Origin of the sequence: Rahnella victoriana (assembly GCF_021276285.1) — a bacterium.
Taxonomy (GTDB): Bacteria; Pseudomonadota; Gammaproteobacteria; order Enterobacterales; family Enterobacteriaceae; genus Rahnella; species Rahnella victoriana.
Genome location: NZ_CP089919.1, coordinates 4,237,040 through 4,260,970, shown reverse-complemented (window position 1 = coordinate 4,260,970; position 23,931 = coordinate 4,237,040). Strand labels below are relative to the sequence as shown.

The following is a 23,931-nucleotide window of genomic DNA, read 5'->3' as shown; positions in this document are numbered from 1 at the left end:
AAATCCATGTCAATTAACCTTAAGGATGGCACGAAGATCCAAACCATAGGGAACGTCTTAAAAGTGGGAAATGGGTTATAATGCTGGGCTGGTATTTGTATTTATCAAATAAAGTTGATTCTCTGTTTCAGGAAATTCGCGTGAAAAATTCCCAACAACATCCGCTCCTGTGGGGCAAACCATGACCCGTCCTGCACCGTCCTATAAAGGGCTGACCCGTATTGCCTCGCTGGTGTCACTGTGTGTCGCGCTGATCCTGGTTTGCGTCAAAGTCTGGGCATGGGCCGCCACCGGTTCGATTGCGCTGCTGACCTCCGCCGCCGACGGTCTGGTGGATGTGCTGGCGTCGATGGTGACGCTGATTGGCGTGCGTTATGCCATCCGTCCGGCGGATAAAGGCCATCGCTACGGACATGGCAAGGCGGAAGCCGTGGCGGCGTTTGTGCAGGCGCTTTTACTGGGAGGCGCAGGGCTGGTGCTCGGCGGTGAATCCATCGGGCGTATCATTAACCCCGCGCCGCTGGCGCAACTGGGGCTGGGGATCTGGGTGATCATCGGCAGTTCACTGGCTGCAACCGGTCTGGTGCTGATGCAAACCTACGTCGTGAAACGCACCGGTTCGACCGCCATCGCCGCTGACCGCGCGCACTACATCACCGACGTTGCGGTGAATATCGCCGTCCTGCTGGCGCTGATATTTGAACGTTATTTCGGCTGGACGCGTTCCGACTCCATCGGCGCGTTACTGATTTCTTTCTATATGTTGTGGAATGCCCGTGGCATGGCGGCGGATGCACTGAAACAATTGCTGGACCGCGAACTGAGCGCCGACGATCGCAAGCGCGTAAAAGCGGCAGTATTAAGTGTGGAAGGGGTACGCGGTGTGCACGACATCCGCACCCGTAACGGCGGCGACCGCGTCTTCGTCGAATTCCACGTCGAGGTTGACGGTAATCTGACGGTGGATATCGGGCACGATATCGGTGATGCGGCGGAAATGGCGGTCAGCAAACTGTTCAAATCAGCGGATGTGACAGCACATCTGGAGCCGGACGGGATAGATGACGACAGACTGGATAATTTATTGCACTAAGGTTTAGGCCTGAAGTTAACTCCCTCCCCTTCGCAGGGGAAGGAGCAAAGCAAAACCCTCACTATTGCGCTTTAATCGCCATGGCATCCCGCATGGTATAGAACAAATCCGTCTGGTCGGTCAGACCGACGACATTCCCCGCATGCGGGCCGAACGCGGCAATGCGCAGTTGCGTTCCGGTATGTCCCTGCGAATCATCTTCTGAGTTACCGTAGCTGATGGTCATCGGCGCGCCGTCTTTGGTGGTCAGCGTTTGCGTCAGGCCGGGTGCTTTGGCATCGGCTTCGATAATCTGACTGGAATGGGCGTGGTCGGCGGTGACGATAACCAGCGTGTTGCCATCCTGACGGGCAAACTCCAGTGCTTTCTGCACGGCTTCATCCAGATCGACAGTTTCACCAAACTGTCCGCACGGATTCGCTGCGTGATCCTGTTTATCAATCGAGGCACCTTCCACCTGCAGGAAGAAACCGTTCTGATTAGCTTTCAGCAGGTCGATGGCTTTTTCCGTCATGGCGGCCAGTGTCGGGATATCGGCTGTGCGCTGCGGATTGGCTTCACAAGTGACAGCCGGTTTATCAATGTTGCCATGATAAGTGGCTTTCGGGCCCTGCCAGCGCACCGGCATGTTGCCTTCAGAGAACAGGCCGAGCACCGGTTTCTTCTGATCGGCCTGGGTGATCGCGCTGAGCTGTTCCGCGTTTTCTACCCACACATAACCTTGTGCCAGCGCCTGATCTTTCAGGGATTTACCCTGATATTCCCCGGCTTTCGCCAGCTGGCTGAAGGATTTTCTGCCGCCGCCGAGTGTCACATCCGCACGGGTCTGCAATAACTGCTCAGTGATTGAACCGCGCCCGCCATTTTCCAGCGCGTTACTGGCGCATTTCTCCGCCGTTTCTTCCGGACCATAGCACTTACGCGAGGTGACGTGGGCGATCTGCGCGGCAGGGGTCGCATCCTGCAATTCAGCCGTGGAGACGTTGCCGGTCGCCTTGCCAGCGGCTTTGGCGATCTCAAGGATAGTCTGGTGATCTTTACCGTCTACATCCACGCCAATCGCGCCGTTATAGCTTTTAACGCCGGTCGCCCAGGCTGTCGCGGAAGCGGCGGAATCGGTGACGTAGCTTGGTTTACGGGTTTTCTTGTCCAGAGAATAATGGGTGTACTGGCCGGTCAGCGGCAGGGCATCGATGCCTTTAAAATAGCCGCCTGCGCCTTCAGCATAGTTACGAGCAGAAGTAATTTCAGAATCACCCATACCGTCGCCGATCAGCAAAATCACGTTTTTCACCGTCTTGTCGGATAACGACGCTTTCAGCGCGGCGGTCTGGTCACCGCTCAGACGACGGGCACCGCCCGGTTCGGTCAGCACACCTTTTGCCGCGCGGTCAGTCAGCGTGTCAGTTTCGGCGGCGAGTGAGGTGGCAGAGGCGGAAAGCAGCAGCGCGGCAGTGACTGCGCGGGCGATAAGGGATACGGATTGTTGCATTATCAAAACTCCTTTTTTAAACCGTCGGAAATAAAAACATACATATGGATATTTTTTGTTACCGGAAGGTTAAGGGAGAGTTGTGACGGTTTAATGACAGTGATGGAATGGATTTGGATTTACTCCTCCCCCTGCGAAGGGGGAGGCGGGGAGGGGGTATTAATGGCAAAACTGTTGGCTGAGTAAACTTCAGGTCGATGATTTGTCTGTAATACCCCACCCCAGCCCTCCCCTTCGCATGGGAGGGAGTAATCCGTAGTCTCTTTTGCATCGGCACTATGCAAAAAAAAAAGCCCCGATGAACGGGGCTTTTTCACAAAAACGTCGAAGAGGTTATCAGTTAATCTGAACTGGCATACCTGCACGCATCTCAATGGCGCGCTGAACCACAGTCTGATTAACCGCAGGATCCATCGATACGCTGCTTGCGCTGCCGGTCAGAGTGATTGGCAGCGGCTGCTGGGAATCAAACTCTTCCTGGTTAGAGGACAGCGGGTTGTGGATCTCAATGTAACGCTTGCCGTCCGGCTCAACGGTGGCTTTCACCGGTTCGTTGATGAACTGAACGCGGGTGCCTTGCGGCACGTTGTCATACAGCCATTTGATGTCAGCATCACGCAGACGCACACAACCGTGGCTTACGCGCAGACCGATACCGAAGTTGGCGTTGGTGCCGTGAACTGCATACAGACGGCCAACGTACAGCGCGTACAGACCCATCGGGTTGTCCGGGCCGGCAGGGAAGACGGCTGGCAGGAATTCGCCGCGTGCGGCATATTCTTCATGCATTTTTGCGGTCGGCGTCCAGGTCGGACCGGCTTTTTTACGCTGAACGGTGGTCACCCAGTTCATCGGGGTGTCTTTGCCCAGTTCGCCGATACCGATTGGCAGAACCACCACGGTGTTGGTGCCTTTCGGGTAGTAATACAGACGCATTTCAGCACTGTTGATGACGATGCCTTCATGCGGCGTTTCCGGCAGGATCAGCTGCTGAGGAATAGTCAGCACGGTACCCGGCGTTGGCAGGAACGGGTCAACACCAGGGTTAGCTTCAAGCATGTTGCTCAAACCCATCTGGTATTGCGCTGCGAAATGTTCCAGTGGCAGGCTGCTGCCCTGAGGAACGATAACTGTGATGTTTTCACCGACCAGACGACCGTTATTGGCCGGAAGAGGGTAGACCACAGCAAAAGACGCCTGGCTATATGCAGCAACTGCCAAAACCAGGGTAAGGATTGCGCGAATGCTCATTTTCATATTTTCGTTGGTCGTTAATGCCACACTGGCAGTTGTTGTCAGGATGTTGATTCCCCCCGACCCGATGGAAACCGGCCGGAGGAATAGTGTACTTGCACATAGCACTTGAAAGGCACTCAGTATGTGTAACGAATCACCTTTCAGGGCCGCTAATTATAAGGATTTATTTCAAACAGGCCAAAGCTTTCTCACCTTGTTGGAAAAGTTCCCTGCCGCAAGCGCATTTTTTGCGGCAGCCTGCACAATTCCTTTACTTTTTAGGATGACTTCCGGCAAAACGGCACCATCACCAGCGCGGCAATAAACATCCAGGCCATGACCTGAAAGATATCGTTGAAAGCCAGCGTCAGTGACTGCGCGGCCACTTTTGCCCCGAATAACCCTTTTGCCATCAGCAGGGCCTGTGCGGTATCCGGCGTCAGATGGCCGATCTTATCCGCCAGCGATCCGATAACTTCCTGCGCCTGATCGCCGTATTGGCCGAGGGTGTCGCCGAAACGGGCCGCATGCATACGTGTCCAGTCCTGCAACCAGGTATTGACCGTGGCAATCCCAATGGCACCGCCGAGGTTGCGCATCAGGTTAAACAACCCGGAGGCGTAGCGCAGTTCCGGCCCCTGAAAGGCCGTCAGCGCCATGTTCACGCTTGGGACGATGCACAACATAATGAATAACCCGCGCACCACCTGCGGCCAGAAAAATTGCCCCGCGCCCCAGTAGGTCGTGACGGCGGTGGTCAGCCATAAGCTGAGCGCAAAGCCCGATAATCCCACGGCGATCAGCAACCGGCGGTCAACGCGGTTAATTAATCTGGCGGCGATGATGGTACTGAAGAACTGTCCGACGCCGACCACAAACACCGTAGTGCCGATTTCCAGACTGTTGAAATCCCGGATGCGGCCGAGGAAAACCGGTGTCAGATAAGTGGACGCGTACAGGCCGAAACCGACCACCAGATTGAACAGGCAGGCGAAGGTAAATGTCGGATCGCGGAACGGCGTCAGACGCACGATGGGGTTTTTGGAATAAAAGGAGCGTTCGAGAAACAAGACAAAAGCCACCAGCGAGAACCACGCCGAAATCTGGATCTGCGGATCGCTGAACCAGTTTTTGCGCGGGCCTTCTTCCAGCACATATTCCAGACAGCCCAGCGCAATCGCCATCGACAGCAAATGCACCCAGTCGATGCGTTTAAGCATCGAAAAATCTGCTTTATCGACATGAATAAACATCACCGCACCGGTCGCCACCAGAATGCCCGGCAGGATATTGATGAAGAAAATCCAGCGCCAGTCGAGCAATTGTGTCACCACGCCGCCGACCGTCGGGCCGAGGGTCGGGGCCAGTACGCTGACCATGCCCAGGATCGCCGGGATCAGCGCCTGCTGTTTGCCCTGAAACATCGCGAAGCCCGTGGCAAACACCGTCGGCACCATCGCCCCGCCGGTAAAGCCCTGCAAGGCACGAAAGAAGATCATCGACTCGATATTCCACGACAATCCGCAACCGATACTGCTGAGCGTAAATAACGCCGCCGACGCGCTGAACAACCAGCGGGTGGAGAGCGCCTGCGTCAGAAAGGCCGAGAAGGGGATCATCACCAGTTCAGCGATCAGATAAGACGTTTGTACCCAGCTGATTTCGTCGGGACCGGCGGAAAGCCCGGCCTGCACATCGTTTAAGGAAGCCGCGACGATCTGAATGTCGATCAGCGCCAGAAACATGCCGAACGCCATAATGCTGAAAATCAAAAACTTGCGCGACGTCGGATAATCCGCGGGCGAGAGCGCCGCGGCTGGAGTCAGGGTGGCAGACATGTTGTGAGATCCCGGGGCTTGTTTGTATGATGAGTATCATATTAATATGATGACCATCATGCAATGAGCGGAATAAAAAATGAGTGAAGCAACGGCAGGTGAAGGGATCCCGGTCCCGGCAGTGAAAGCGAATAAACGGTCAAAGCGGATCTTTGTGGTCAGCGGCATTGCCTTGGCGGTGGCGCTGGGCGGGGCGGCATGGTTACTGGCGGCGCCTGCGTCTGAATCCACCGATGATGCCTATCTGACGGCGGATGCCACCACGGTTGCGCCAAAAGTAAAAGGCTTTGTCTCGAAGGTGCTGGTTCGCCATAACCAGCAGGTTCATGCCGGCGATAAACTGGTGCTGATCGACAGCGAAGAGTTCACGGCGCGTCTGGCCTCGGCGCAGGGTGAACTGGAAGATGCCCGGGCGCAGGTGGCACAACAGGAAGCGGCATTGCTGAGTCAGCAGGCGCAGGAGCAACTGGCGCTGACCCAGATAGACGCGGCACGCACGGCGATCCGCTCTTCGCGTGCGGAACAACAACATGCCGAAGCCGAACAGCAACGCTATCAGTCGCTGGCGGCCAGCGGTGCGACGTCCCGTAATGATGCCGACCGCTATAAAACGGTGGCAGTGACGGCAGAACAAACGTCGGCGCACGCCGCCGCGATGCTGGATGTCGCGCAAAATCAGGCGGCGGTCACGCACGCGCAGCGGGCAGAAATTCTGGCGGCGCTGGCACTGGCGAAAGCCGCCGTGGTGAAGGCGCAGGCGGCGGAAGATCTGGCGCAACAGGATCTTAATCACACCACCATTTTTGCCGCCGTTGATGGCGTGGCGGGCAACCGGCAGGTGCAGGTTGGCGACTACGTTACGCCCGGTCAGCGGCTGATGACGCTGGTACCGCAGCAGGGCATTTATGTGACCGCTAATTTCAAAGAAACGCAGACCGGCAGAATGCAGCCGGGACAGCGGGCGGAGGTGCAGGTCGATGCGGTGCCGGGCGTGACGTTTCGTGGTGAAGTCGACAGTCTGGCGCCGGGGTCCGGTTCAACGTTTGCACTGTTACCTTTTGAGCCGGGCACCGGTAACTTCACCAAGATTGTTCAGCGGGTGCCGGTACGGATCCACCTTGATGCCGGTCAGCCGGATTTAGCGATCCTGCGCCCCGGATTATCCGTCGATGCGCGCGTTTCGTTAACCGACCCCGTCAGGTAAACTGTGACGGCAATTTTCTGATTATCAGGGTGTTTCTATGCGCTACGAAAGTGAACATAAACCGAAAATCCGCGAGCGGATCGTGAAGGAAGCGGCGAAAGCCATTCGCGCCAAAGGCCCGTTACAGGTCAGTGTGGCGGGGGTGATGAGCAAAGCCGGTCTGACCCACGGCGGGTTCTATGCACACTTTGCCTCGAAAGATGCCCTGATCGAAGCGGCGATCGAACAGATGTTTAATCAGGTGATGGCGCGCTGGGATAAAGATAATCAGGGACTGACGGCGAAACAGCAACTGGCGGGCTATATCGATTTCTACCTGTCGCCATGGCACCGTGATAACCGCGCACAGGGCTGTCCGGTGTCCGCGCTGGCGTCGGAAACACCGCGAATGCCTGCGCCTTGTCAGGCAGAGTTCGCGCGTGGCATCGAACGTATTCGTGGCATGATTATCCGCCAGTTAACGGAAATGGGCGTGGAGGATCCGCAAACGCTGGCAATATCGGTCAGTGCGGAGCTGATGGGCAGTTTGTCGCTGGCGCGTTGCGAGCCGGACAGGCAGGTATCCGATGCCCTGCTGGAAAGGGCGAAGACGTCGCTGAAAGCGCGGTTAAATTTGCAGGAAGAATAAACTCTCAGAATTGCTCCCTCCCCTGCGAAGGGGAGGGTTGGGGGACTCTCCTCCCCCTTCGCAGGGGGAGGAGCTGAAAAATCTATCAGAAGTCATAACCTACAGTGGCTACCACGGTACGTTCCTGACCCCAGTAGCAGTAGCTGGTGCCGTAACAGGCTGCGACATATTTCTTGTCGAACAGGTTGTTGGCATTCAGCTGTACATACGCGCCTTTCAGCTGCGGATTAAACTGCACCAGATTCATACGCAGTGACGCATCGACCAGCGTGGCAGAAGGCATGTGACGGGTGTTTTCGTTATCCGCCCATTGTGTGCCGATGTAACGCACGCCCGCACCCATATCTACCCCAATCGGTGTGTTGTACTGACCCCAGATGGACGCCATTTGTTTTGGCGTCACATACGGCGTGTTGCCGTTGTTTTCAGCGGAATCACGGATACGCACTTTGTTATAGGTATAACCGGCCATGACGTTGAAGCGTTCGGTAACCTGTTTCTTGGCTTCCAGCTCCAGACCCTGCGAACGGATTTTCCCTGCCGGCTCGTAATAACTGCCGACCACCACGCGGTTACCCACGTCTTTTTGCGTCAGATCATACAACGCCGCGCTGTACATATCGGAGGTGCCGACCGGTTGGTATTTGATCCCGGCTTCGTATTGCTCGCTCTGCATCGGTTTCAGCAGGGTGCCATCAGCGCCCGGCAGGGCAGACGGTGTCATCGCCTGGCTGTAGCTGACGTACGGAGAAATGCCGCTGTCAAAGGCGTACAGCAGGGAAGCACGGCTGTTGAAATGACTGTCTTTACGTTCGCTGTTGCTGGTGGTGCCGTAGATGCTTTCGTAGCTGCGGCTGGAGGTTTTCAGCGTGTCGTAACGGCCTGACAGAGTCAGATACCATTTGTTCCAGTTCATCTCATCTTGCAGATAAGTGCCCATCTGCTCATAACGGTTTTTACCGCGCTTAAGGCTGTAATAATCCAGCGCATCACCGCCCACACCGGTATACGGGTTGAGGTTTTCTGCGTAGGCACCGTCAGATTTCACGTCATTGATAAAGTGGGAGTAGTCAAAGCCCAGCACCACTTTATGCGCCAGTTCACCGGTGGCGAAATCGGCTTCCAGCTGGTTATCAATCGCGAAGGTATCCAGAGACGATTTTTCACCGGAATAGTAACGGCTCATCTCGGTACGATCCGCATTCCAGCCCGCCTGATACACCTGATCCAGTTCGGTATTGGAATGGGTGTAGTTGGCGTTCTGGCGGAATGACCAGACGTCGTTAAATGCGTGCTGGAATTCGTAGCTGTAGATTTGCTCCCAGCGTTTGAACTGGTTGCGCGTGCTTTCACCATCGAAGAATCCACGGCTCAGTTTCTGACCGTAGAGGCTGCCGTCAGCCGGAACTGCGGCGTGATAGCCACCGGACGGATCTTTTTGCAGATAAGCGCGCAGCAACAGCGAGGTGTTTTCATCCGGCGTCCACAGTAACTGTGGAGAAATCGCGTAACGCTCTTCACGCTGGTGATCGTACTGCGTGTCGCTGCTGCGGGTCATACCGGTCAGGCGGAAGGCCAGCTGATCGTTGATGGCGTTGGTGTAATCGAACGCGCCACCTTTGGTATTTTGCGTGCCGCCGGAAAGCTGGAAGTGACCTTCTTCAGCAAACTGCGGGCGCTTGGTGGTTTCCACGACGACACCGCCGGGAATGCTCTGACCATAAAGGGCAGAGGACGGGCCTTTTACCACATCAATACGTTCGAGGAACCACGGATCCACCTGAATGGAGTTGTAGGTCGCGCCATCGCTGAGAATACGCAGGCCATCGAGGAAGGTGTTGTTGACGTCACCGCCGTGGAAACCGCGCAGGGAAATGGTGTCATAACGCGTGGCACCACCGGCAAAGTTGGTGAAGACGCCCGGCGTGTAGTTCAGCGCGGCGTTCACGGTGGTGGCGTTCTGGTCGGTCATTTGCTGACGGGTGACAACAGAAACTGCCTGTCCGGTGGTGATCAGTGGCTGATCGGTTTTCGTCGCGCTTTTACTGGTTTTCGCGCTGTAACCCTGCGTCGGTGCATCTGCGGTATCCGCAGGTGCGGCTTTGACAACGACGGTATCTTCAGCAGCCATAGAGGCAGCCGGCACAGCCAGCGCCAGGGCGCACATAAGCACCGAGCGTTTGAGGGGGAAAGCCAACAACATATTCATAGTCCCTATAAATAACTCAATTAATTATCGAGTGATTAATTTATGCGTGTGTAATAAACCCAAAAGCCAACATATGTTCCGCACGAAAGCCGCCGCACATTGAAGGGCGGCAACTTAACAGAATCGAGACGAATGTTAAACTTAATGATAATTGTTATCATTATTATTTTATAAACTCAAGGGAACTTTACGCCAAAAGTGTGAAGTGACGCATTTTTATCCGTATGAAATTGATGGTTTTTTGAGTTGCGGCTGAAAAAACTGAGCAAACTCGTCGGAAGCGATTAGGGTTAATAGTGAGTTTTTTAACGTTTTATTTACGCATAAGTCACGGCCGGGAGGCAGGAATGGTTCAGGAGAGGCAGGCGGAATACAGCGATAAATGGGCGGCGGTTGATCACTATCTGGTGAGCCATTTAGTCGAAAGCGATCCTGTGTTAGAACAGGTGCTGAAAAACAATCATCACGCCGGTTTACCCGCGCACGATGTGGCGCCGAATCAGGGGAAATTACTGGCATTGTTCGCACAGATCACTGGCGCGCAAAAAGTGTTAGAGATTGGCACTCTGGGGGCGTACAGCACCATCTGGCTGGCGCGGGCCTTACCGGCGCTGGGTAAAGTGGTGACGCTGGAAGCCGATCCGCATCACGCCCGTGTCGCGCAGACCAATATTGACCTCGCGGGTCTGCAGGACAAAATTACGTTGCATAGCGGACCCGCGTCAGAAACGTTGCCCACACTGGCGGCTGAAGCGCCGTTTGATCTGATTTTTATTGATGCTGATAAACCGAACAACCCGCTTTATCTGGAATGGGCGCTGAAATTGTCGAAGCCGGGAACATTAATTATCGGTGATAACGTGGTGCGGGACGGGGCGGTGGCCGATCCGCACAGCGACGACGCCCGGGTGCAGGGCGTGCGTCGCTTTATTGAGATGATTGAGCAGGAACCGCGGTTATCGGCGACCGCGCTGCAAACCGTCGGCAGCAAAGGCTGGGACGGGTTTGTGCTGGCGCGGGTGATCCGTTAACCGAAGGCTTTAACGCGCCAGACCAAAGCCAATGTCAAACAATGGATTTTCGCTGTCATGCGGCATATCAGACTGTTGTTTGAGTACGGCTTCCATGGATGACGGCAGTTTACCTGCTCAATATTGCGATCTGCTTCGCAATGATTTCAACCTAATATCAGCCCGAGCACTGCGCCGACGGCCAGTACCCACAGCGGATGAATGCGTTTATTGAGCGCGAGCAGGGTACACAGGGCGATCACGCCTGCCAGCGTCAGCGTGGTCGCCGAGGCTTTGGCAATCAGTAATCCGCTCGATACCACCAGCCCGACGGTCACCGGCACCAGCCCGCGCTGGATGGTCTGTCGCCACGGACGGTCTTTGTAACGCTTCCAGCCGCCCATCACGATCAGCGTGATAATGGAAGACGGTCCGAATTTTGCCAGCGAAGACACCAGCAATCCTGACCATCCCGCGACCTGCCAGCCAATCAGCGGCACGATCATCATATTCGGGCCAGGCGCCGCCTGCGCCAGCGCGAACAGGGCGCTGAATTCCTGCGCGCTCATCCAGTGATGCACGTCCACTACCGCACGTTGCATCTCGGGGAGAATGGTATTTCCGCCGCCAAAGGCCATCACGGAAAGTTCGGTAAATAACAGGGCAAGAGAAAGTAAAACCGGCATCAGAATTTACCTCTCGCGCAGATGAAAATACTGACCGGTGCCAGCACCAGCATCACCGGCAGCATCGGCATGCGGAACGCGGCAATGGCAATCACCCCCACCGCCACCAGCGCCAGTTGCAGCCATTTACCGCGCAAAGGGGCGAGCATTTTGATGCCGGTCGACAGCAGTAAACCGGCCGCCGCTGCCGCCATCCCTGCAAACAAATGTTCCACCAGCGGTTCATTCTGATAACGCGCATACACCAGTCCGAGCAGCACGACGCAAATCGTCGGTGCGAGGATCAGCCCGAGTAAGGCGGATAACGCACCGCGCAACCCGCGAAACTCCATGCCCAGCGCCACCGACAGGTTAATGATATTGCCGCCGGGCAAGAACTGGCACAGACCCAGCAGTTCGGTGAACTGTCCGGCGGTCAGCCAGCGGCGTTTATCCACCAGCATGTGTCGCGCCATGGGCAACACGCCGCCGAAACCGGTCAGGCCAAGGACGAAAAAGCCCATAAACAGTTGTCCGCAACCGGGTTGCGGCGCGGTCTGGTCATCAGTATCTGGCATTAATTTTTCCTGCGTTTGTGCTGACATTTTCACCCACTCCCTCAAATGTAATTCAAAGCCGCCAGAGGCGTAAATTCTGTTAAGGATCATGCGCGTGGATGTGCCATGATGTCTAATGCCTTTATTAATGCCAAAAGATACCCTGAGGGTATGGATATGATTGAACTGAAACGTCTGCATGCCTTCGTCACCGTGGTGGAAGCGGGCAGTATTACCCGTGCCGCAGAACGGCTGTTTATCCAGCAACCGCCGCTGACCCGTTTGTTACAGGGGCTGGAGCAGGAGTTGGGTGTTGCGCTGTTAAACCGGCTACCGCGCGGGGTGATCCCGACCGAAGCGGGCGAAGTGTTATTGCAGGAAGCCCGTGCGGTACTGGCGCGAGCCGCGCAACTCAGCGCCGCCATGCAGCGTGCCGCGCAGGGTGAGCAGGGACGCGTGCGTATTGGTTTTACCAGCTCCGCCGCGTTGCATACTTTTGTGCCCGCACTGCTGCGGCGCTATCGGGAAATCTATCCGGCGGTCAGTACACAACTCGAAGAAAGCGGCAGCGGCGAGTTACTCAGCGCCGTGGTGGCGGGTGAGCTGGATGTGGCGTTTGTGCGCATGCGGGTCAAAGATATGCCGGAATTAGAGATGGAGAAAGTGCTGGAAGAACCGATGTGGGTGGCGGTGCCGGCCGGACACAAACTGGCGTCGCAAACCGCCGGTCAGCCGCTCAGACTGGAAGATCTGAGCAATGAGCCTTTTGTGTTATATCGCCGCCGCGCCGGGCAGGGGTTGTACGATGCCATACTGGCAGCGTATGTCCGCGCCGGTTTCAGCCCGCATATTGTGCAGGAAGCGCCGCGGTTAACCTCCTGTCTGAGCCTGGTCGGCGCGGGGCTGGGGATTTCGATTGTGCCGGGATCCATGACCCGTCTCGGCGGTGAGGGCGTGGTGTTTTTACCGCTGGATGCTGCCACGCAACTCAGTGCGCCACTGTATCTCGCGCGGCGGGAAGACAGCCATTCATCGGCTATAATCAATACGTTTTGTGCGCTGGTAAAATCGCAGTTAACGCCAGATTAAAGATGTTGCTCAGAAATATGTTTCTGGGTGGATTCCAGCGTGATGCCGTCGGATTCGATGGCGCTGAGCAGGGAATCAAGCAGGCCGGGGAAGCGGGCGTCGAGGTCTTCGCGGCGCAGGGAGAGCAAATTGGCGCGGCCATCCGGACGCTGCCAGATCACGCCGCTGTCCCGCAATACGCGCCAGTGGTGAGTCAGCGTTGATTTCGACAGGCCCTGCAATAAGGTGCCGCAGGGATGTTCGCCGCCTTTCGCCAGCGTGCGCACCACCGCCAGACGTAACGGGTTGCCCAGCGCAGTCAGGACATTTTCGAGGCGGATCTGCTCGCGCTCAGGGTGGTTGGCTATCATATTGTTCCTTTACTTTCACGACGTTCATCGGCGGCCGCGCAATATAGCCTATCCCTTTGCTGCTGTACAACGCGACGGCCTCAGACCAATTTCATCGATAGAATAAAATAATTGTACGAATATACACGTACAATTGTAGTATACTCTCCGCATTAAGAATTTTAGTACTCAATACTTTGTGACGGGACGTGAAAACCACTCTCCGCCAACTTAGCCATCAACCAGTAAGGACGTTATATGGCTCGCAAAACGCCAATCGAGCGCTACCGCAATATCGGTATCTCAGCACACATCGACGCAGGTAAAACCACCACCACCGAGCGTATTCTTTTCTATACCGGCATGAATCATAAGCTGGGAGAAGTGCATGACGGCGGTGCGACCACAGACTGGATGGCTCAGGAACAGGAGCGCGGTATCACCATTACGTCTGCCGCCGTGACCTGTTTCTGGCGCGGGATGGATCACTCGTTCGATGAGCACCGTATCAATATTATCGATACCCCGGGGCACGTGGATTTCACCATTGAGGTGGAACGTTCCATGCGTGTTCTCGATGGTGCCGTCATGGTGTATGACGCCGTCGGCGGCGTGCAGCCGCAGTCTGAAACCGTATGGCGTCAGGCCAATAAATACAAAGTGCCGCGTCTGGCCTTCGTCAACAAAATGGACCGTCAGGGTGCCGATTTCTTCCGTGTCCGTCAGATGATGGTCGATCGCCTGAAAGCCAATCCGGTGCCGATTGTGATCCCGATCGGCAAGGAAGAGCATTTCACCGGCGTGGTGGATTTGCGCAAAATGCGCGCCATTTTGTGGGACGACGCGACACAAGGCATGACCTTCACCTATGACGCCATTCCGGCAGAATTGCAGGCGCTGGCGGAAGAGTGGCGCGAAAAAATGGTCTCCGCTGCGGCCGAAGCCAACGACGCGCTGATGGATAAATATCTTGAAGAAGGCACGCTGACCGAGGATGAAATTACCGAAGGTCTGCGCCTGCGCACCATCGCCGGTGAAATTCAGCCGATGTTGTGCGGCAGTGCGTTTAAGAATAAAGGTGTGCAACGGATGCTTGATGCCGTGATCGAACTGATGCCGTCTCCGCTGGATATTCCACCGGTTGCCGGTACAGACGAAGACGGTAACGAAGCATTCCGCCATTCCGATGACAGCGAGAAATTCTCGGCGCTGGCGTTCAAACTGATGACTGACCCCTATGTCGGCCAGCTGACGTTTGTCCGCGTTTATTCCGGCGTGCTGAAAAAAGGCGACAGCGTGTATAACCCGGTGCGCGGCAAGAAAGAACGTATTGGCCGTATCGTGCAGATGCATGCCAATGACCGTATCGAGATTGACGAAATCCGTGCCGGTGATATTGCGGCATGCGTCGGGCTGAAAGATGTGACGACCGGCGAAACCCTGTGCGACCCGTCGGATATTATTACGCTGGTGCGCATGGAGTTCCCGGATCCGGTGATCTCGCAGGCCATCGAGCCGAAGACCAAAGCCGACCAGGAAAAAATGGGCATCGCGCTGTCACGGCTGGCCTCGGAAGACCCGTCGTTCCGCATCCGTACGGATGAGGAATCCGGTCAGACGATCATTTCCGGGATGGGCGAATTGCATCTGGAAATCATCGTCGACCGCATGAAACGTGAGTTCGGCGTGGAAGCCAACATCGGCAAACCGCAGGTGACGTACCGTGAAACGGTGCGCAAAACGGTCAAAGATGTCGAAGGCAAGTTTGTGCGTCAGTCCGGCGGTAAAGGTCAGTACGGTCATGTGGTCTTCACGCTCGAACCGTTGCCGGCAGGCACAGGTTTTGAGTTTGTCGATGCGACCAAAGGGGGCGTGGTGCCGCGCGACTATATCCCGGCGGTAGAAAAAGGGGTCACGGAAGCGCTGAACAACGGCATTCTGGCCGGTTATCCGGTGGTGGATGTGAAAGTGACGCTGACCTTCGGTTCCTACCACGAGGTCGATTCCTCGGAAATGGCGTTCAAAATGGCCGCGATCTTTGGTTTCAAGGAAGCGGCGAAACGTGCAGATCCGGTGATCCTCGAACCGATGATGAGAGTGGAAGTAGAAACACCGGAAGAGTATGCCGGTGGCGTGATGGGCGATTTGTCATCGCGTCGCGGCACGGTGCAGGGCATGGAAGAAATCGCGGGCGGCGGCGGTAAAATTATCAAAGCCGAAGTGCCGCTGTCTGAAATGTTCGGCTACTCCACCGTTTTGCGGTCGATGTCGCAAGGGCGTGCAACCTACAGCATGGAATTCAACCACTATGCCGAGGCGCCACGCAATGTTGCTGAAAACATCATTGCGTCGCGTGGTAAATAAGCAAAAACGGCGTAATCTTCGCCAGAGACAAAACGGTCCGCAAGGGCCGTTTTTTTGGCCGTAGAAAAGGATTTAATAGTTTATGACTTCATTGTGTGACACGCTAATGCGCATCTCAGGTGTGTATGAAGAGGATGTTATGTCATCAGTAGCCGGAAATAAAAAACGAACCAATGTCACGCTGAGTGCCGATTTACTAGAACAGGCCAAAGTGTTCGGCATTAATCTTTCAGCAACGTTTGATAAAGCGTTAGGAGAAGCGGTGAAAGAGAAGCAAAGGAAACTTTTCTTAGAGGAAAATCAGCAAGCAATGGATTCCTGCAATGCCTTTACTGAAAAAGCAGGACTCTTCTCTCAGGGACGTGGAGTGTTGTAATGGCGCAATTTGATGTATACGAAAATCAGGGAGAAGGAAAAAATCTTTATCCCTATTTTATGGATATTCAGAATCCCTTATTTGAAAGACTCAATGAGCGGATCGTGGTGCCGCTAACTGCACTTAGCAACCTGAAACCCATCAGGCATCTGCATCCCCTTATCAGGATCCAAAATCATCAATACGTGTTGATGACTAATCTCCTGACCAGCGTGAGTGCGACGCAGCTACGCCATGAACCTGTGTTAAATGCAGATATTCATCGTGCTGATGTTGTGGCAGCACTGGACTTACTGGTGATGGGAATTTAAGGCGCAGAATTCTGCGCCTTATTTTACGCGGTCATCTAGCTGACCAGTTTACTGACGATGGTTGCCACGTGTTTGCCCTGATGCACGGCAATACGCAGTTCTTCCGCGCTTGGCTGACGGGAACCGTCGCCACCGGCGATAGTGGTGGCGCCATAAGGCGTGCCGCCGCGAACCTGTGAAATATCGAACAGTTCAGGTGTGGTGTAACCGATCGGGACGATGATCATGCCGTGGTGGGCGAGGGTGGTCCAGGTCGAGGTGATGGTCATTTCCTGACCGCCGCCGGTGCCGGTTGAGCTGAATACGCTGGCGACTTTGCCTGCCAGTGCGCCTTTGGCCCACAGGCCTCCGGTCTGATCGAGGAAGGTGCGCATCTGGCCGGTCATGTTACCGAAGCGGGTCGGCGTACCGAAAATAATGGCATCGTAATCAGCGAGTTCAGCCGGAGAGGCGACCTCTGCCGTCTGACCAGTTTTGCCACCAGCAGCCTTAAAGGCTTCTTCAGGCATGGTTTCAGGGACGCGTTTTATCGTGACTTCAACCCCGGGGACGCTGCGTGCGCCTTCGGCAACGCTTTGTGCCATTGTTTCAATATGACCATACATGGAATGATAGAGAACCAGTACTTTTGCCATCTTTAACTCCTCATGAGGTGATGTTTTTTCCGTATCTTGTGCGGGTTTCTGACCTGCAATACGGGCGAAAAATCCGCTTAAAAATCCCACGTTTACTCCTCCGCCGGCCCGGCGGTTGTGATGGGCAAGAGTGTCCATCGTCCGCTCACAGGCTTTGAGTTACAAACGCAAATTTTTGAACAGGCTCATCAATTAATTAGGGCAATGCGTGCAGAGAAGGTAGGTTTCGCACCTCTATATACTAGAACAGAAGTGCGGGACTGGCGGGAGAGAAGGGGGGAGATATAAACGTAGTCAGAGTGCATTATTCTCTTTCTTTTTCCCAGCTGACCAGCACTGAGACTTCATCCGGCTTCGCAATGAATTTGCTCAGCGTGGCTGTGTGTCCGTCCTTCATCATCACTGACACGGCGACGCCGGTCACCCCGTCGGTCAGCGGGGTTTCCTCGACGCGCTGTAACATTTTCAGGCAGGTATATTGCTGCTCTGGCGGCAGATGTTTGAACTGATCGGTGTGCCGTTTCTTCATATCGGCATCCTTCCGTAAATTTGGCCGTCACGCATCAAAACCAGCTTATGGGTGCGCTTGTAATAAATCGCTGTGAAAACACCTTTGCGATAGACCTGAGCATCCGCGTTATCTTCATCAAGGTATGCTGCAGTGCCTTCGATATATCCCTGCTTGTCAGCGGGAAAGATTTTGACATCGATGCCTTTAATACGTGCGTGCACAATCTTTTTTGCAGTCTGTGCATATTGCGCGGCTGCATTTTCCATTGATTGCTTTAACGCTGCGCTCTGAATGGCCGTCTGGCGATTTTGCTCTGCCATGTAACACGTATCTTTTGAAACGCCTTGTGACTGACAGTCCGCCATTCTGGAGGCCTGAGTGGAGCAGCCTGCAAGGACGGCCAGCGCAGCAATGACTAAAAGTTTTTTCATTTTGATTTACCCGTATTGGAAAGATGGGGGACGAGTCCCCCCTGAATTTTTACCAGCCGACACTCACGCCAGCGCCGTAACCGAAGTTACTTTGCGTATCGTCGGAGACTGACATTTTGACAATGGTGGATCTGCTGGCATGGAATGAAGCGCCCACGGACAGGGCGTTTTGTGAATCATAACCGCCGACACCGGCACCCACCGCGAATTGCTGAGATTCCTGCACCTGAGGGATATTGGCCTGCGCCATAGCGGAAGCAGAACCTGCGGCGGCTTCTTTCTTATTGCCATCAACCTCAGATTTCAGGTCGTTGAATTTCTTGTTGGTATAGTCATTTGCCTGCCCCAGGGTTTGTGCATCTGCCACCGCGCGGCTGTGAGATTCAGCCAGGATTTCAACGTGATTTTGTTCTGCCTCAGCATTGAGGGCAGTGATCTGTTGATCGTAATAGGCGGAGCGTACCACTTGTTTGACTACGGGCTGTTGAGCCGCTGTTGAAGTCAATTGTTGTACTGTCTGGCCGCCTGAAGCTGTGAGTAATTTTGCAGGTACTTTATCTGCTTCTGGTTTTGGAGCCACTTCGATGTGCTGGCCATCGAGATGAGGAGTTGGTAGCGCAGGTGTTTTCTGCTCAACCTGCGGGGTTGCCTGCGGCGTCAGTTGCGCGGTCTGAACCAGAGCTACCGGGGTTTTCTGCGGAGCGATTTGTGGCGTTGCCTGCGGCGTCAGTTGCGCGGTCTGAACCAGAGCCACCGGTTTTTTCTGCGGAGCGATTTGTGGCGTTGCCTGCGGCGTCAGTTGCGCGGTCTGAACCAGAGCTACCGGGGTTTTCTGCGGAGCGATTTGTGGCGTTGCCTGCGGCGTCAGTTGCGCGGTCTGAACCAGAGCTACCGGGGTTTTCTGCGGAGCGATTTGTGGCGTTGCCTGCGGCGTCAGTTGCGCGGTCTGAACCAGAGCTACCGGGGTTTTCTGCGGAGCGATTTGTGGCGTTGCCTGCGGCGTCAGTTGCGCGGTCTGAACCAGAGCTACCGGGGTTTTCTGCGGAGCGATTTGTGGCGTTGCCTGCGGCGTCAGTTGCGCGGTCTGAACCAGAGCTACCGGGGTTTTCTGCGGAGCGATTTGTGGCGTTGCCTGCGGCGTCAGTTGCGCGGTCTGAACCGGTGCCACCGGGGTTTTCTGCGGAGCGATTTGTGGCGTTGCCTGCGGCGTCAGTTGCGTGGTCTGAACCGGTGCGACCGGCGTTTTTTGCGGCGCCGATGGAGTAATCAGTGTCGGAGTAAGTTGCTGAGTCTGGGCAGGAGCTACAGGTGTTTGTTGTGCCACATTCAAAGTAACAGCGGGAACAACATCAAGTTTTACCGGCGCCAGAGGCTGAGTTACAGGAGGAGTAACAACGGGAGCCACAACGTTTTTAAGTTGCATAGGTATTTCTTCGACCGGAACTGTAGCACTGCCATTCCAGTATGTATTTCTAAGTAAAACATCATGTACTTGTTGAAGACTATTAGACGTCAATATGTCTTGTTTGATGTACTCAGGATAATTTTGGTGATCTGAAATATATTGATTTGCTATTGCTAAATCATTCCCCGTCAGGGCTGCTTCAGCACCAGGCGTCACTGCGCCAGCAGAGATGATCACAACCCCAGCCAGAACCCTCCTTACAGTCGAAGCCGACACGCCAAAATACCGCGCTAATTCCGTTTTATTTATATTCCCTGCTGTGTAGGCAGCGATGATCTGAGTGTTGCGTTCTGTAAGCTGAGTGTTCATTTGTTTTTTCCGACATTGAAATAAGTATCTGTTAGCGACAAATAAGAAGCATTATCAGAACGCTCTTTTTGTCTCTTCACGAAAATCATACATGCGGTGAATGTGACTTGCTTCACGCATTCACCGTACGTTTGACTTATGTCAAGAAACGTAAAGTTATAGCGCTACATGAATTTGTTTCACTTAGCGTGCTTATTTGTCGCTAATGGACACAAATTTGAGTGTCTGGAATGTAAAGAACTAGGAATTTTCGTAGCGAATAGCGACGGGATGAAATCTCTATGAGATTCCTGTACAATGCGCAGGGTTATGTAAATTGGAGATAACTTTATGGCAGATAACGCAAATGAGTTCCTGGACTATGTCCGGAGGCTGGATATCGACCAGCCCGCGTTGTGTATCCTGCTTGGACTGCCCCGCAGCACGTTAAATAAGTGGATTAACGGCACGGTGACGCAGATCCCACAAGTGGCAGTAACGGCAGTCAGAATGCTGTGGTTTATGCGTAAGAGTGATGAAGCACTGTTTGAAAAGTGGGCAATGGTGCAGGATTTTGGCGTCACCGCCGATTATGCGGTCAATGATAAGGCGCAGGAGTTTTTGCATACCATCAGGCGCGAGCCGAGTGCGCCAATCAAAAAGTTACTGATGAAATAATGGCGCTGTCAGGGTTTTATACAGCGTCCACGCGACAATAAAAAAGGCGGCTAACCTGACGGGTTAATCGCCTTTTTTGCCTTCAGGGCAGGGTGAATGGCTCAGACAACGACGTCAAAAATCATCTTCACCGGTTCGATATTGGTAAAATTCGGTACGTCCGCAATGAAATCCGCAGCATTGTCTTTCATGCCCTTTTCAAAGTCTTCCATTGAGTTGCAATAGATGTGGCAGGCGGCGATAAACGGCGTGTCGGCGGGTGCGCCTTCCTGCATTTTGTCGATAGCGTAAGAATGGCAGAACTCACCCATACGGCGCTTGATCAGCGGTAAATGCACATCGCGATAGTAATCATGATCAAAGGTTCCGTTTTCGATATTTGGGTACAGCACGCTGTATTTAATCACTTATGTCTCACCTTTTTCCCGGATAAAAATCAATTTTAGCGCAGCGGCTGGCGTCGTGCCGCGCCATTTGTGCCCGCTGGGCTTTGTCCTAAAAATCATTCAGCTATCCATATGTACTACGCTTAATAGATTGATATTAAGTATGGGATACGCATGGGATTTTTAGGTTGGACAGCGGCGGTCGGAGGACTGCTATTGATTATGTCACTGGCATCGGGGTGGATTTCCCGCGGACCGGTGACGACGTTTGGTTTGTATCTGGCGGCGGGTATTGTCTGCGGCCCCTGGGTTCTGGATTTATTGCATATCGATCTGGTGGCGTATTCCACCCTCACCGCCCATTTCACTGAGATCGCCATGGCGGCGTCATTGTTTATTACCGGCCTGAAGCTGCGGCTGCCGTTTCGTGCGCAAAGCTGGCGCGTCGGCGTGTTGCTGGCCTTTCCGGCGATGTTACTGACAGTGCTTTGTGTCGCGGTGATTGCCCATTACATCACCGGGATTTCCTGGCCGCTGGCACTGGCGCTGGGTGCGATTATCGCGCCAACGGATCCGGTGCTGGCCAGCATGATCGCAGTGAATGACGCCAATGACGATGACGGATTGCGCGTCGCGCTGTCCAGCGAAGCGGGAATGAATGATGGTTCCGCGCTGCCGATCCTGATGCTGGCCCTGATGCTGATTACCGCGCACGACGGGGTGTCCTCGCAGGAACTGTGGCACTGGGCGGGCCGCGATGTGGTGTGGGCTTTACTGGGCGGGCTGGCGATAGGATTTGCGATGGGGAAACTGGTGGGGCTGAGCGCGACACGTTTTCACAGCCGTCAGCGCACGGTCGCTCCCAGTGATTTTCTGGCGCTGTCGCTGATTGCGCTCAGTTATGCCGCCGCGCAGTCTCTCGATGCTTCCGGTTTTCTGGCCGCCTTTGCGGCCGGTGTCGGGCTGCGCAGCGCCGAGGTGCGGGTGGTTTCAATGCATCCGCCGGAGGATCTGACCGACGGCTCGCGTCCGCCACCGGCCGAAGGGATGGTCAATCCGCATCAGCGTCATTCGATGCAGGCAGAAATGCCGCGTAATTCTATCGGGCTGATGGTCGGCGATGCGCTTTCCTTTGGCGATACCATTGAACGCATTTTTGCCGCCGGGATTGTCATGGTGCTCGGCATCACGCTGGCTGAGCACTGGGAACCGATGGGATTACTGATCGCGGCGCTGCTGTTTATCGTCATCCGTCCGCTGGCGGTGTATATCACCACCCTTGGCGTCCATGTGCCTAAGGGCAGGCGGCTGATGATCGGCTGGTTTGGTATCCGGGGCATCGGCAGCATGAACTATATCGCCTACGCCTGGACGCACGGGTTGCATGGCGCGGACGCCAATTACATGACCAATATTGCCTTTACGGTGATTGTTACCAGCGTGGTGATCCACGGCGTGACGGTGTCGCCGGTATTACACTGGCGGCAGGCGAGACAGGAAGCGGCCCGGGAAGAACGCGAAGAACGGGAAAAAAATCAGGAAAAAGAGGCATAAAAAACGGACGCCCGATGGCGTCCGTTTTGCTGTCAGGCGATCTGTTTTTTGCCCAGACTGAGCATGAACAGCACGGCGGCACAGAGTACGACCGAAGGGCCTGCCGGAGTGTCATAAAACGCGGAGAAGGTCAGGCCCGCAGTGACGGCAATAATGCCCACGGCCACGGCAACGGAGGCCATCTGTTCCGGCGTTTTGGCGAAACGACGCGCCGTGGCAGCAGGAATAATCAGCAGGGAGGTGATGATCAGCGCACCGACAAATTTCATTGCCAGCCCGATGGTCAGGGCGGTGACCAGCATCAGAATGATCCGCGACCGTTGCAGATTCACGCCATCGACATGGGCGAGTTCCGGACTGATGGTCATGGAAAGCAACGCGCGCCATTGCCAGCACAGTACCGCAATGACCACCGTGACACCGGCCGCAATCATCCAGATATCGCTGTAAGTGACTGACAGCAAATCGCCGAACAGATACGCCATCAGATCCACCCGCACCCCGGACATCAGGCTGACCACGACCAGACCGAGCGACAGCGCGCTGTGCGCCATGATCCCCAGCAGGGTATCCACCGCGAGATGCGGTTTGCGTTCAAGCGCGACCAGCAGGATAGCCAGTAACAGCGTGACGGCGATAACGGTATAAAACGGATTGATATTGAGCAGCAGGCCAAAAGCGACACCGAGCAGTGACGCGTGCGCCAGCGTGTCGCCAAAATAGGACATACGACGCCAGACCACGAACGAACCCAGCGGACCGGCCGCGACAGCCAGTAACACACCGGCAAGCCAGCCCGGTAATAACAGCGCAATCATGCGTCACGACCTCCGGTATTACGTAAAATGATCTTCCCTTTTAAATCATGACGATGGTTGTGATTGTGGCGATAAATCGCCAGTTGCTCCGCGCCGCGGTTGCCGAACATGGCAATAAATTCCGGATGCGTGGAGACCACTTCCGGCGAGCCGGAACAGCAGATGTGCTGGTTCAGGCACAGCACTTCATCCGTTTTTGCCATCACCAGATGCAAATCATGCGACACCATCAGCACCGCACAACCCAGTTCGCAGCGCAGGCTGTCGATCAGGTTGTAAAGCGCGAGTTGCCCGTTGACGTCAACGCCTTGCGTCGGTTCATCCAGCACCAGCAATTGCGGGCTGTTCATTAATGCACGCGCCAGCAGGACTCGCTGATTCTCGCCGCCGGACAATTTCTGCATCGGTTGATCCAGCAGATGCGCGGCCTGTACGCGTTTCAGCGCAGGCAGAATATCGTCTTTCTTCACGCCCGGTTTCAGGCGCATAAAGCGGCTGACGGTCAGGGGCATGGTCGGATCGAGATGGATTTTTTGCGGCACATAGCCGATGCGTAAACCCGGTTCACAGGTCATCGTGCCTTCCGTTGGCGAGATCAGGCCAAGCACAACGCGCACTAAGGTCGATTTTCCCGCGCCATTCGGGCCGAGAAGGGTCAGAATTTTTCCCGGCTGCAAGCTGAGCGAGATGTTAGACAACACGCGTCGCGAACCGAAGGTCACTGAAATATTTTGGAGCGTAGCTAAAGTGGGCATGTCATAGGG

24 protein-coding genes are annotated in these 23,931 nt (G+C 54.9%); 10 read left to right on the top strand and 14 right to left on the bottom strand.

The annotated features are described in order from the left end of the window. The first annotated feature begins 181 nt into the window (after nt 1–181). Complete coding sequence (locus tag J9880_RS19575) at nt 182–1,093, top strand: cation diffusion facilitator family transporter (RefSeq protein WP_119827242.1); 912 nt, start codon at nt 182–184, stop codon at nt 1,091–1,093. 61 nt (nt 1,094–1,154) lie between these two features. Here the strand turns inward: J9880_RS19575 and phoA are convergent, their stop codons facing one another. The 3 genes from phoA to J9880_RS19560 form a co-directional block, all read right to left on the bottom strand. Further along, nucleotides 1,155–2,585: an alkaline phosphatase gene (gene phoA, locus J9880_RS19570; protein ID WP_232769806.1), complete on the bottom strand. Its 1,431-nt coding sequence runs from the start codon at nt 2,583–2,585 to the stop codon at nt 1,155–1,157. Nucleotides 2,586–2,921: 336 nt separating this feature from the next. After that, a complete protein-coding gene (locus J9880_RS19565) occupies nt 2,922–3,842 on the bottom strand; it encodes a L,D-transpeptidase family protein (protein ID WP_095921772.1) in 921 nt (306 codons plus the stop codon). Between the two features lie 257 nt (nt 3,843–4,099). Continuing rightward, the gene (locus J9880_RS19560) at nt 4,100–5,659 is read right to left on the bottom strand and encodes a DHA2 family efflux MFS transporter permease subunit (protein WP_095921773.1); all 1,560 of its coding nucleotides are present in this window, start codon (nt 5,657–5,659) and stop codon (nt 4,100–4,102) included. A gap of 79 nt (nt 5,660–5,738) precedes the next feature. On the opposite strand from J9880_RS19560, the gene J9880_RS19555 reads away from it, so the two are divergent. Further along, nucleotides 5,739–6,863, top strand: a complete 1,125-nt coding sequence (locus tag J9880_RS19555; protein ID WP_095921774.1) for an HlyD family secretion protein — start codon at nt 5,739–5,741, stop codon at nt 6,861–6,863. A 37-nt stretch (nt 6,864–6,900) separates the two neighbouring features. Then, entirely contained in the window at nt 6,901–7,491 is a 591-nt protein-coding gene (locus J9880_RS19550; RefSeq protein ID WP_133823438.1) for a TetR/AcrR family transcriptional regulator, read from the top strand. Between the two features lie 85 nt (nt 7,492–7,576). Here the strand turns inward: J9880_RS19550 and J9880_RS19545 are convergent, their stop codons facing one another. Further along, nucleotides 7,577–9,694 (bottom strand): TonB-dependent siderophore receptor, encoded by a 2,118-nt coding sequence (locus J9880_RS19545; RefSeq protein WP_095921776.1) that lies wholly within the window; start codon nt 9,692–9,694, stop codon nt 7,577–7,579. Nucleotides 9,695–10,047: 353 nt separating this feature from the next. Here J9880_RS19545 and J9880_RS19540 point away from each other — a divergent pair, with 353 nt between their 5' ends. Next, the gene (locus tag J9880_RS19540) at nt 10,048–10,731 is read left to right on the top strand and encodes an O-methyltransferase (protein WP_133823439.1); all 684 of its coding nucleotides are present in this window, start codon (nt 10,048–10,050) and stop codon (nt 10,729–10,731) included. 146 nt (nt 10,732–10,877) lie between these two features. On the opposite strand, the gene J9880_RS19535 is transcribed toward J9880_RS19540, so the two are convergent. Further along, nucleotides 10,878–11,396, bottom strand: a complete 519-nt coding sequence (locus J9880_RS19535) for a chromate transporter (RefSeq protein WP_133823440.1) — start codon at nt 11,394–11,396, stop codon at nt 10,878–10,880. After that, the gene (locus J9880_RS19530) at nt 11,396–11,980 is read right to left on the bottom strand and encodes a chromate transporter (protein ID WP_119827236.1); all 585 of its coding nucleotides are present in this window, start codon (nt 11,978–11,980) and stop codon (nt 11,396–11,398) included. Before J9880_RS19530 ends, J9880_RS19535 begins: the two co-directional genes overlap by 1 nt. A 123-nt stretch (nt 11,981–12,103) precedes the next feature. Here J9880_RS19530 and J9880_RS19525 point away from each other — a divergent pair, with 123 nt between their 5' ends. Continuing rightward, a complete protein-coding gene (locus J9880_RS19525) occupies nt 12,104–13,021 on the top strand; it encodes a LysR family transcriptional regulator (RefSeq protein WP_195817035.1) in 918 nt (305 codons plus the stop codon). On the opposite strand, the gene J9880_RS19520 is transcribed toward J9880_RS19525, so the two are convergent. Further along, the gene (locus J9880_RS19520; RefSeq protein WP_013575288.1) at nt 13,018–13,371 is read right to left on the bottom strand and encodes an ArsR/SmtB family transcription factor; all 354 of its coding nucleotides are present in this window, start codon (nt 13,369–13,371) and stop codon (nt 13,018–13,020) included. The genes J9880_RS19525 and J9880_RS19520 overlap by 4 nt on opposite strands. A gap of 237 nt (nt 13,372–13,608) precedes the next feature. Here J9880_RS19520 and fusA point away from each other — a divergent pair, with 237 nt between their 5' ends. The 3 genes from fusA to J9880_RS19505 all read left to right on the top strand — a co-directional run bounded on the left by fusA (nt 13,609) and on the right by J9880_RS19505 (nt 16,401). Continuing rightward, entirely contained in the window at nt 13,609–15,714 is a 2,106-nt protein-coding gene (fusA, locus tag J9880_RS19515; protein ID WP_232769805.1) for an elongation factor G, read from the top strand. 82 nt (nt 15,715–15,796) lie between these two features. Continuing rightward, the gene (locus tag J9880_RS19510) at nt 15,797–16,090 is read left to right on the top strand and encodes a type II toxin-antitoxin system CcdA family antitoxin (RefSeq protein ID WP_220669817.1); all 294 of its coding nucleotides are present in this window, start codon (nt 15,797–15,799) and stop codon (nt 16,088–16,090) included. Continuing rightward, complete coding sequence (locus J9880_RS19505) at nt 16,090–16,401, top strand: CcdB family protein (protein ID WP_095921782.1); 312 nt, start codon at nt 16,090–16,092, stop codon at nt 16,399–16,401. Before J9880_RS19510 ends, J9880_RS19505 begins: the two co-directional genes overlap by 1 nt. A gap of 35 nt (nt 16,402–16,436) precedes the next feature. Here J9880_RS19505 and wrbA read toward each other — a convergent pair whose 3' ends face one another. The 4 genes from wrbA to J9880_RS19485 all read right to left on the bottom strand — a co-directional run bounded on the left by wrbA (nt 16,437) and on the right by J9880_RS19485 (nt 19,401). Further along, on the bottom strand, nt 16,437–17,036 hold the full coding sequence (gene wrbA / locus J9880_RS19500) for an NAD(P)H:quinone oxidoreductase (RefSeq protein ID WP_165497931.1): 600 nt from the start codon (nt 17,034–17,036) through the stop codon (nt 16,437–16,439). A gap of 304 nt (nt 17,037–17,340) precedes the next feature. Then, nucleotides 17,341–17,565: a hypothetical protein gene (locus J9880_RS19495; protein ID WP_195816977.1), complete on the bottom strand. Its 225-nt coding sequence runs from the start codon at nt 17,563–17,565 to the stop codon at nt 17,341–17,343. Then, the gene (locus J9880_RS19490; RefSeq protein ID WP_195816978.1) at nt 17,562–17,978 is read right to left on the bottom strand and encodes a hypothetical protein; all 417 of its coding nucleotides are present in this window, start codon (nt 17,976–17,978) and stop codon (nt 17,562–17,564) included. The genes J9880_RS19495 and J9880_RS19490 overlap by 4 nt, the downstream gene beginning before the upstream one ends. A 49-nt stretch (nt 17,979–18,027) precedes the next feature. Continuing rightward, the gene (locus J9880_RS19485) at nt 18,028–19,401 is read right to left on the bottom strand and encodes a YadA C-terminal domain-containing protein (protein ID WP_232769804.1); all 1,374 of its coding nucleotides are present in this window, start codon (nt 19,399–19,401) and stop codon (nt 18,028–18,030) included. A 681-nt stretch (nt 19,402–20,082) separates the two neighbouring features. Here J9880_RS19485 and J9880_RS19480 point away from each other — a divergent pair. Further along, nucleotides 20,083–20,409, top strand: a complete 327-nt coding sequence (locus J9880_RS19480) for a hypothetical protein (protein ID WP_037034705.1) — start codon at nt 20,083–20,085, stop codon at nt 20,407–20,409. Between the two features lie 101 nt (nt 20,410–20,510). Here J9880_RS19480 and J9880_RS19475 read toward each other — a convergent pair whose 3' ends face one another. Continuing rightward, nucleotides 20,511–20,816: an EthD family reductase gene (locus J9880_RS19475; protein ID WP_119827220.1), complete on the bottom strand. Its 306-nt coding sequence runs from the start codon at nt 20,814–20,816 to the stop codon at nt 20,511–20,513. Between the two features lie 153 nt (nt 20,817–20,969). Here J9880_RS19475 and J9880_RS19470 point away from each other — a divergent pair, with 153 nt between their 5' ends. Beyond that, a complete protein-coding gene (locus J9880_RS19470) occupies nt 20,970–22,349 on the top strand; it encodes a cation:proton antiporter (RefSeq protein WP_119827218.1) in 1,380 nt (459 codons plus the stop codon). A 32-nt stretch (nt 22,350–22,381) separates the two neighbouring features. Here the strand turns inward: J9880_RS19470 and znuB are convergent, their stop codons facing one another. Together znuB and znuC are read right to left on the bottom strand one after the other, a co-directional pair. Continuing rightward, nucleotides 22,382–23,167: a zinc ABC transporter permease subunit ZnuB gene (znuB, locus tag J9880_RS19465; protein ID WP_119827216.1), complete on the bottom strand. Its 786-nt coding sequence runs from the start codon at nt 23,165–23,167 to the stop codon at nt 22,382–22,384. Further along, nucleotides 23,164–23,922, bottom strand: coding sequence for a zinc ABC transporter ATP-binding protein ZnuC (gene znuC, locus J9880_RS19460; protein ID WP_232769803.1), 759 nt, complete (start codon nt 23,920–23,922; stop codon nt 23,164–23,166). The genes znuB and znuC overlap by 4 nt, the downstream gene beginning before the upstream one ends. Nucleotides 23,923–23,931 lie beyond the last annotated feature (9 nt).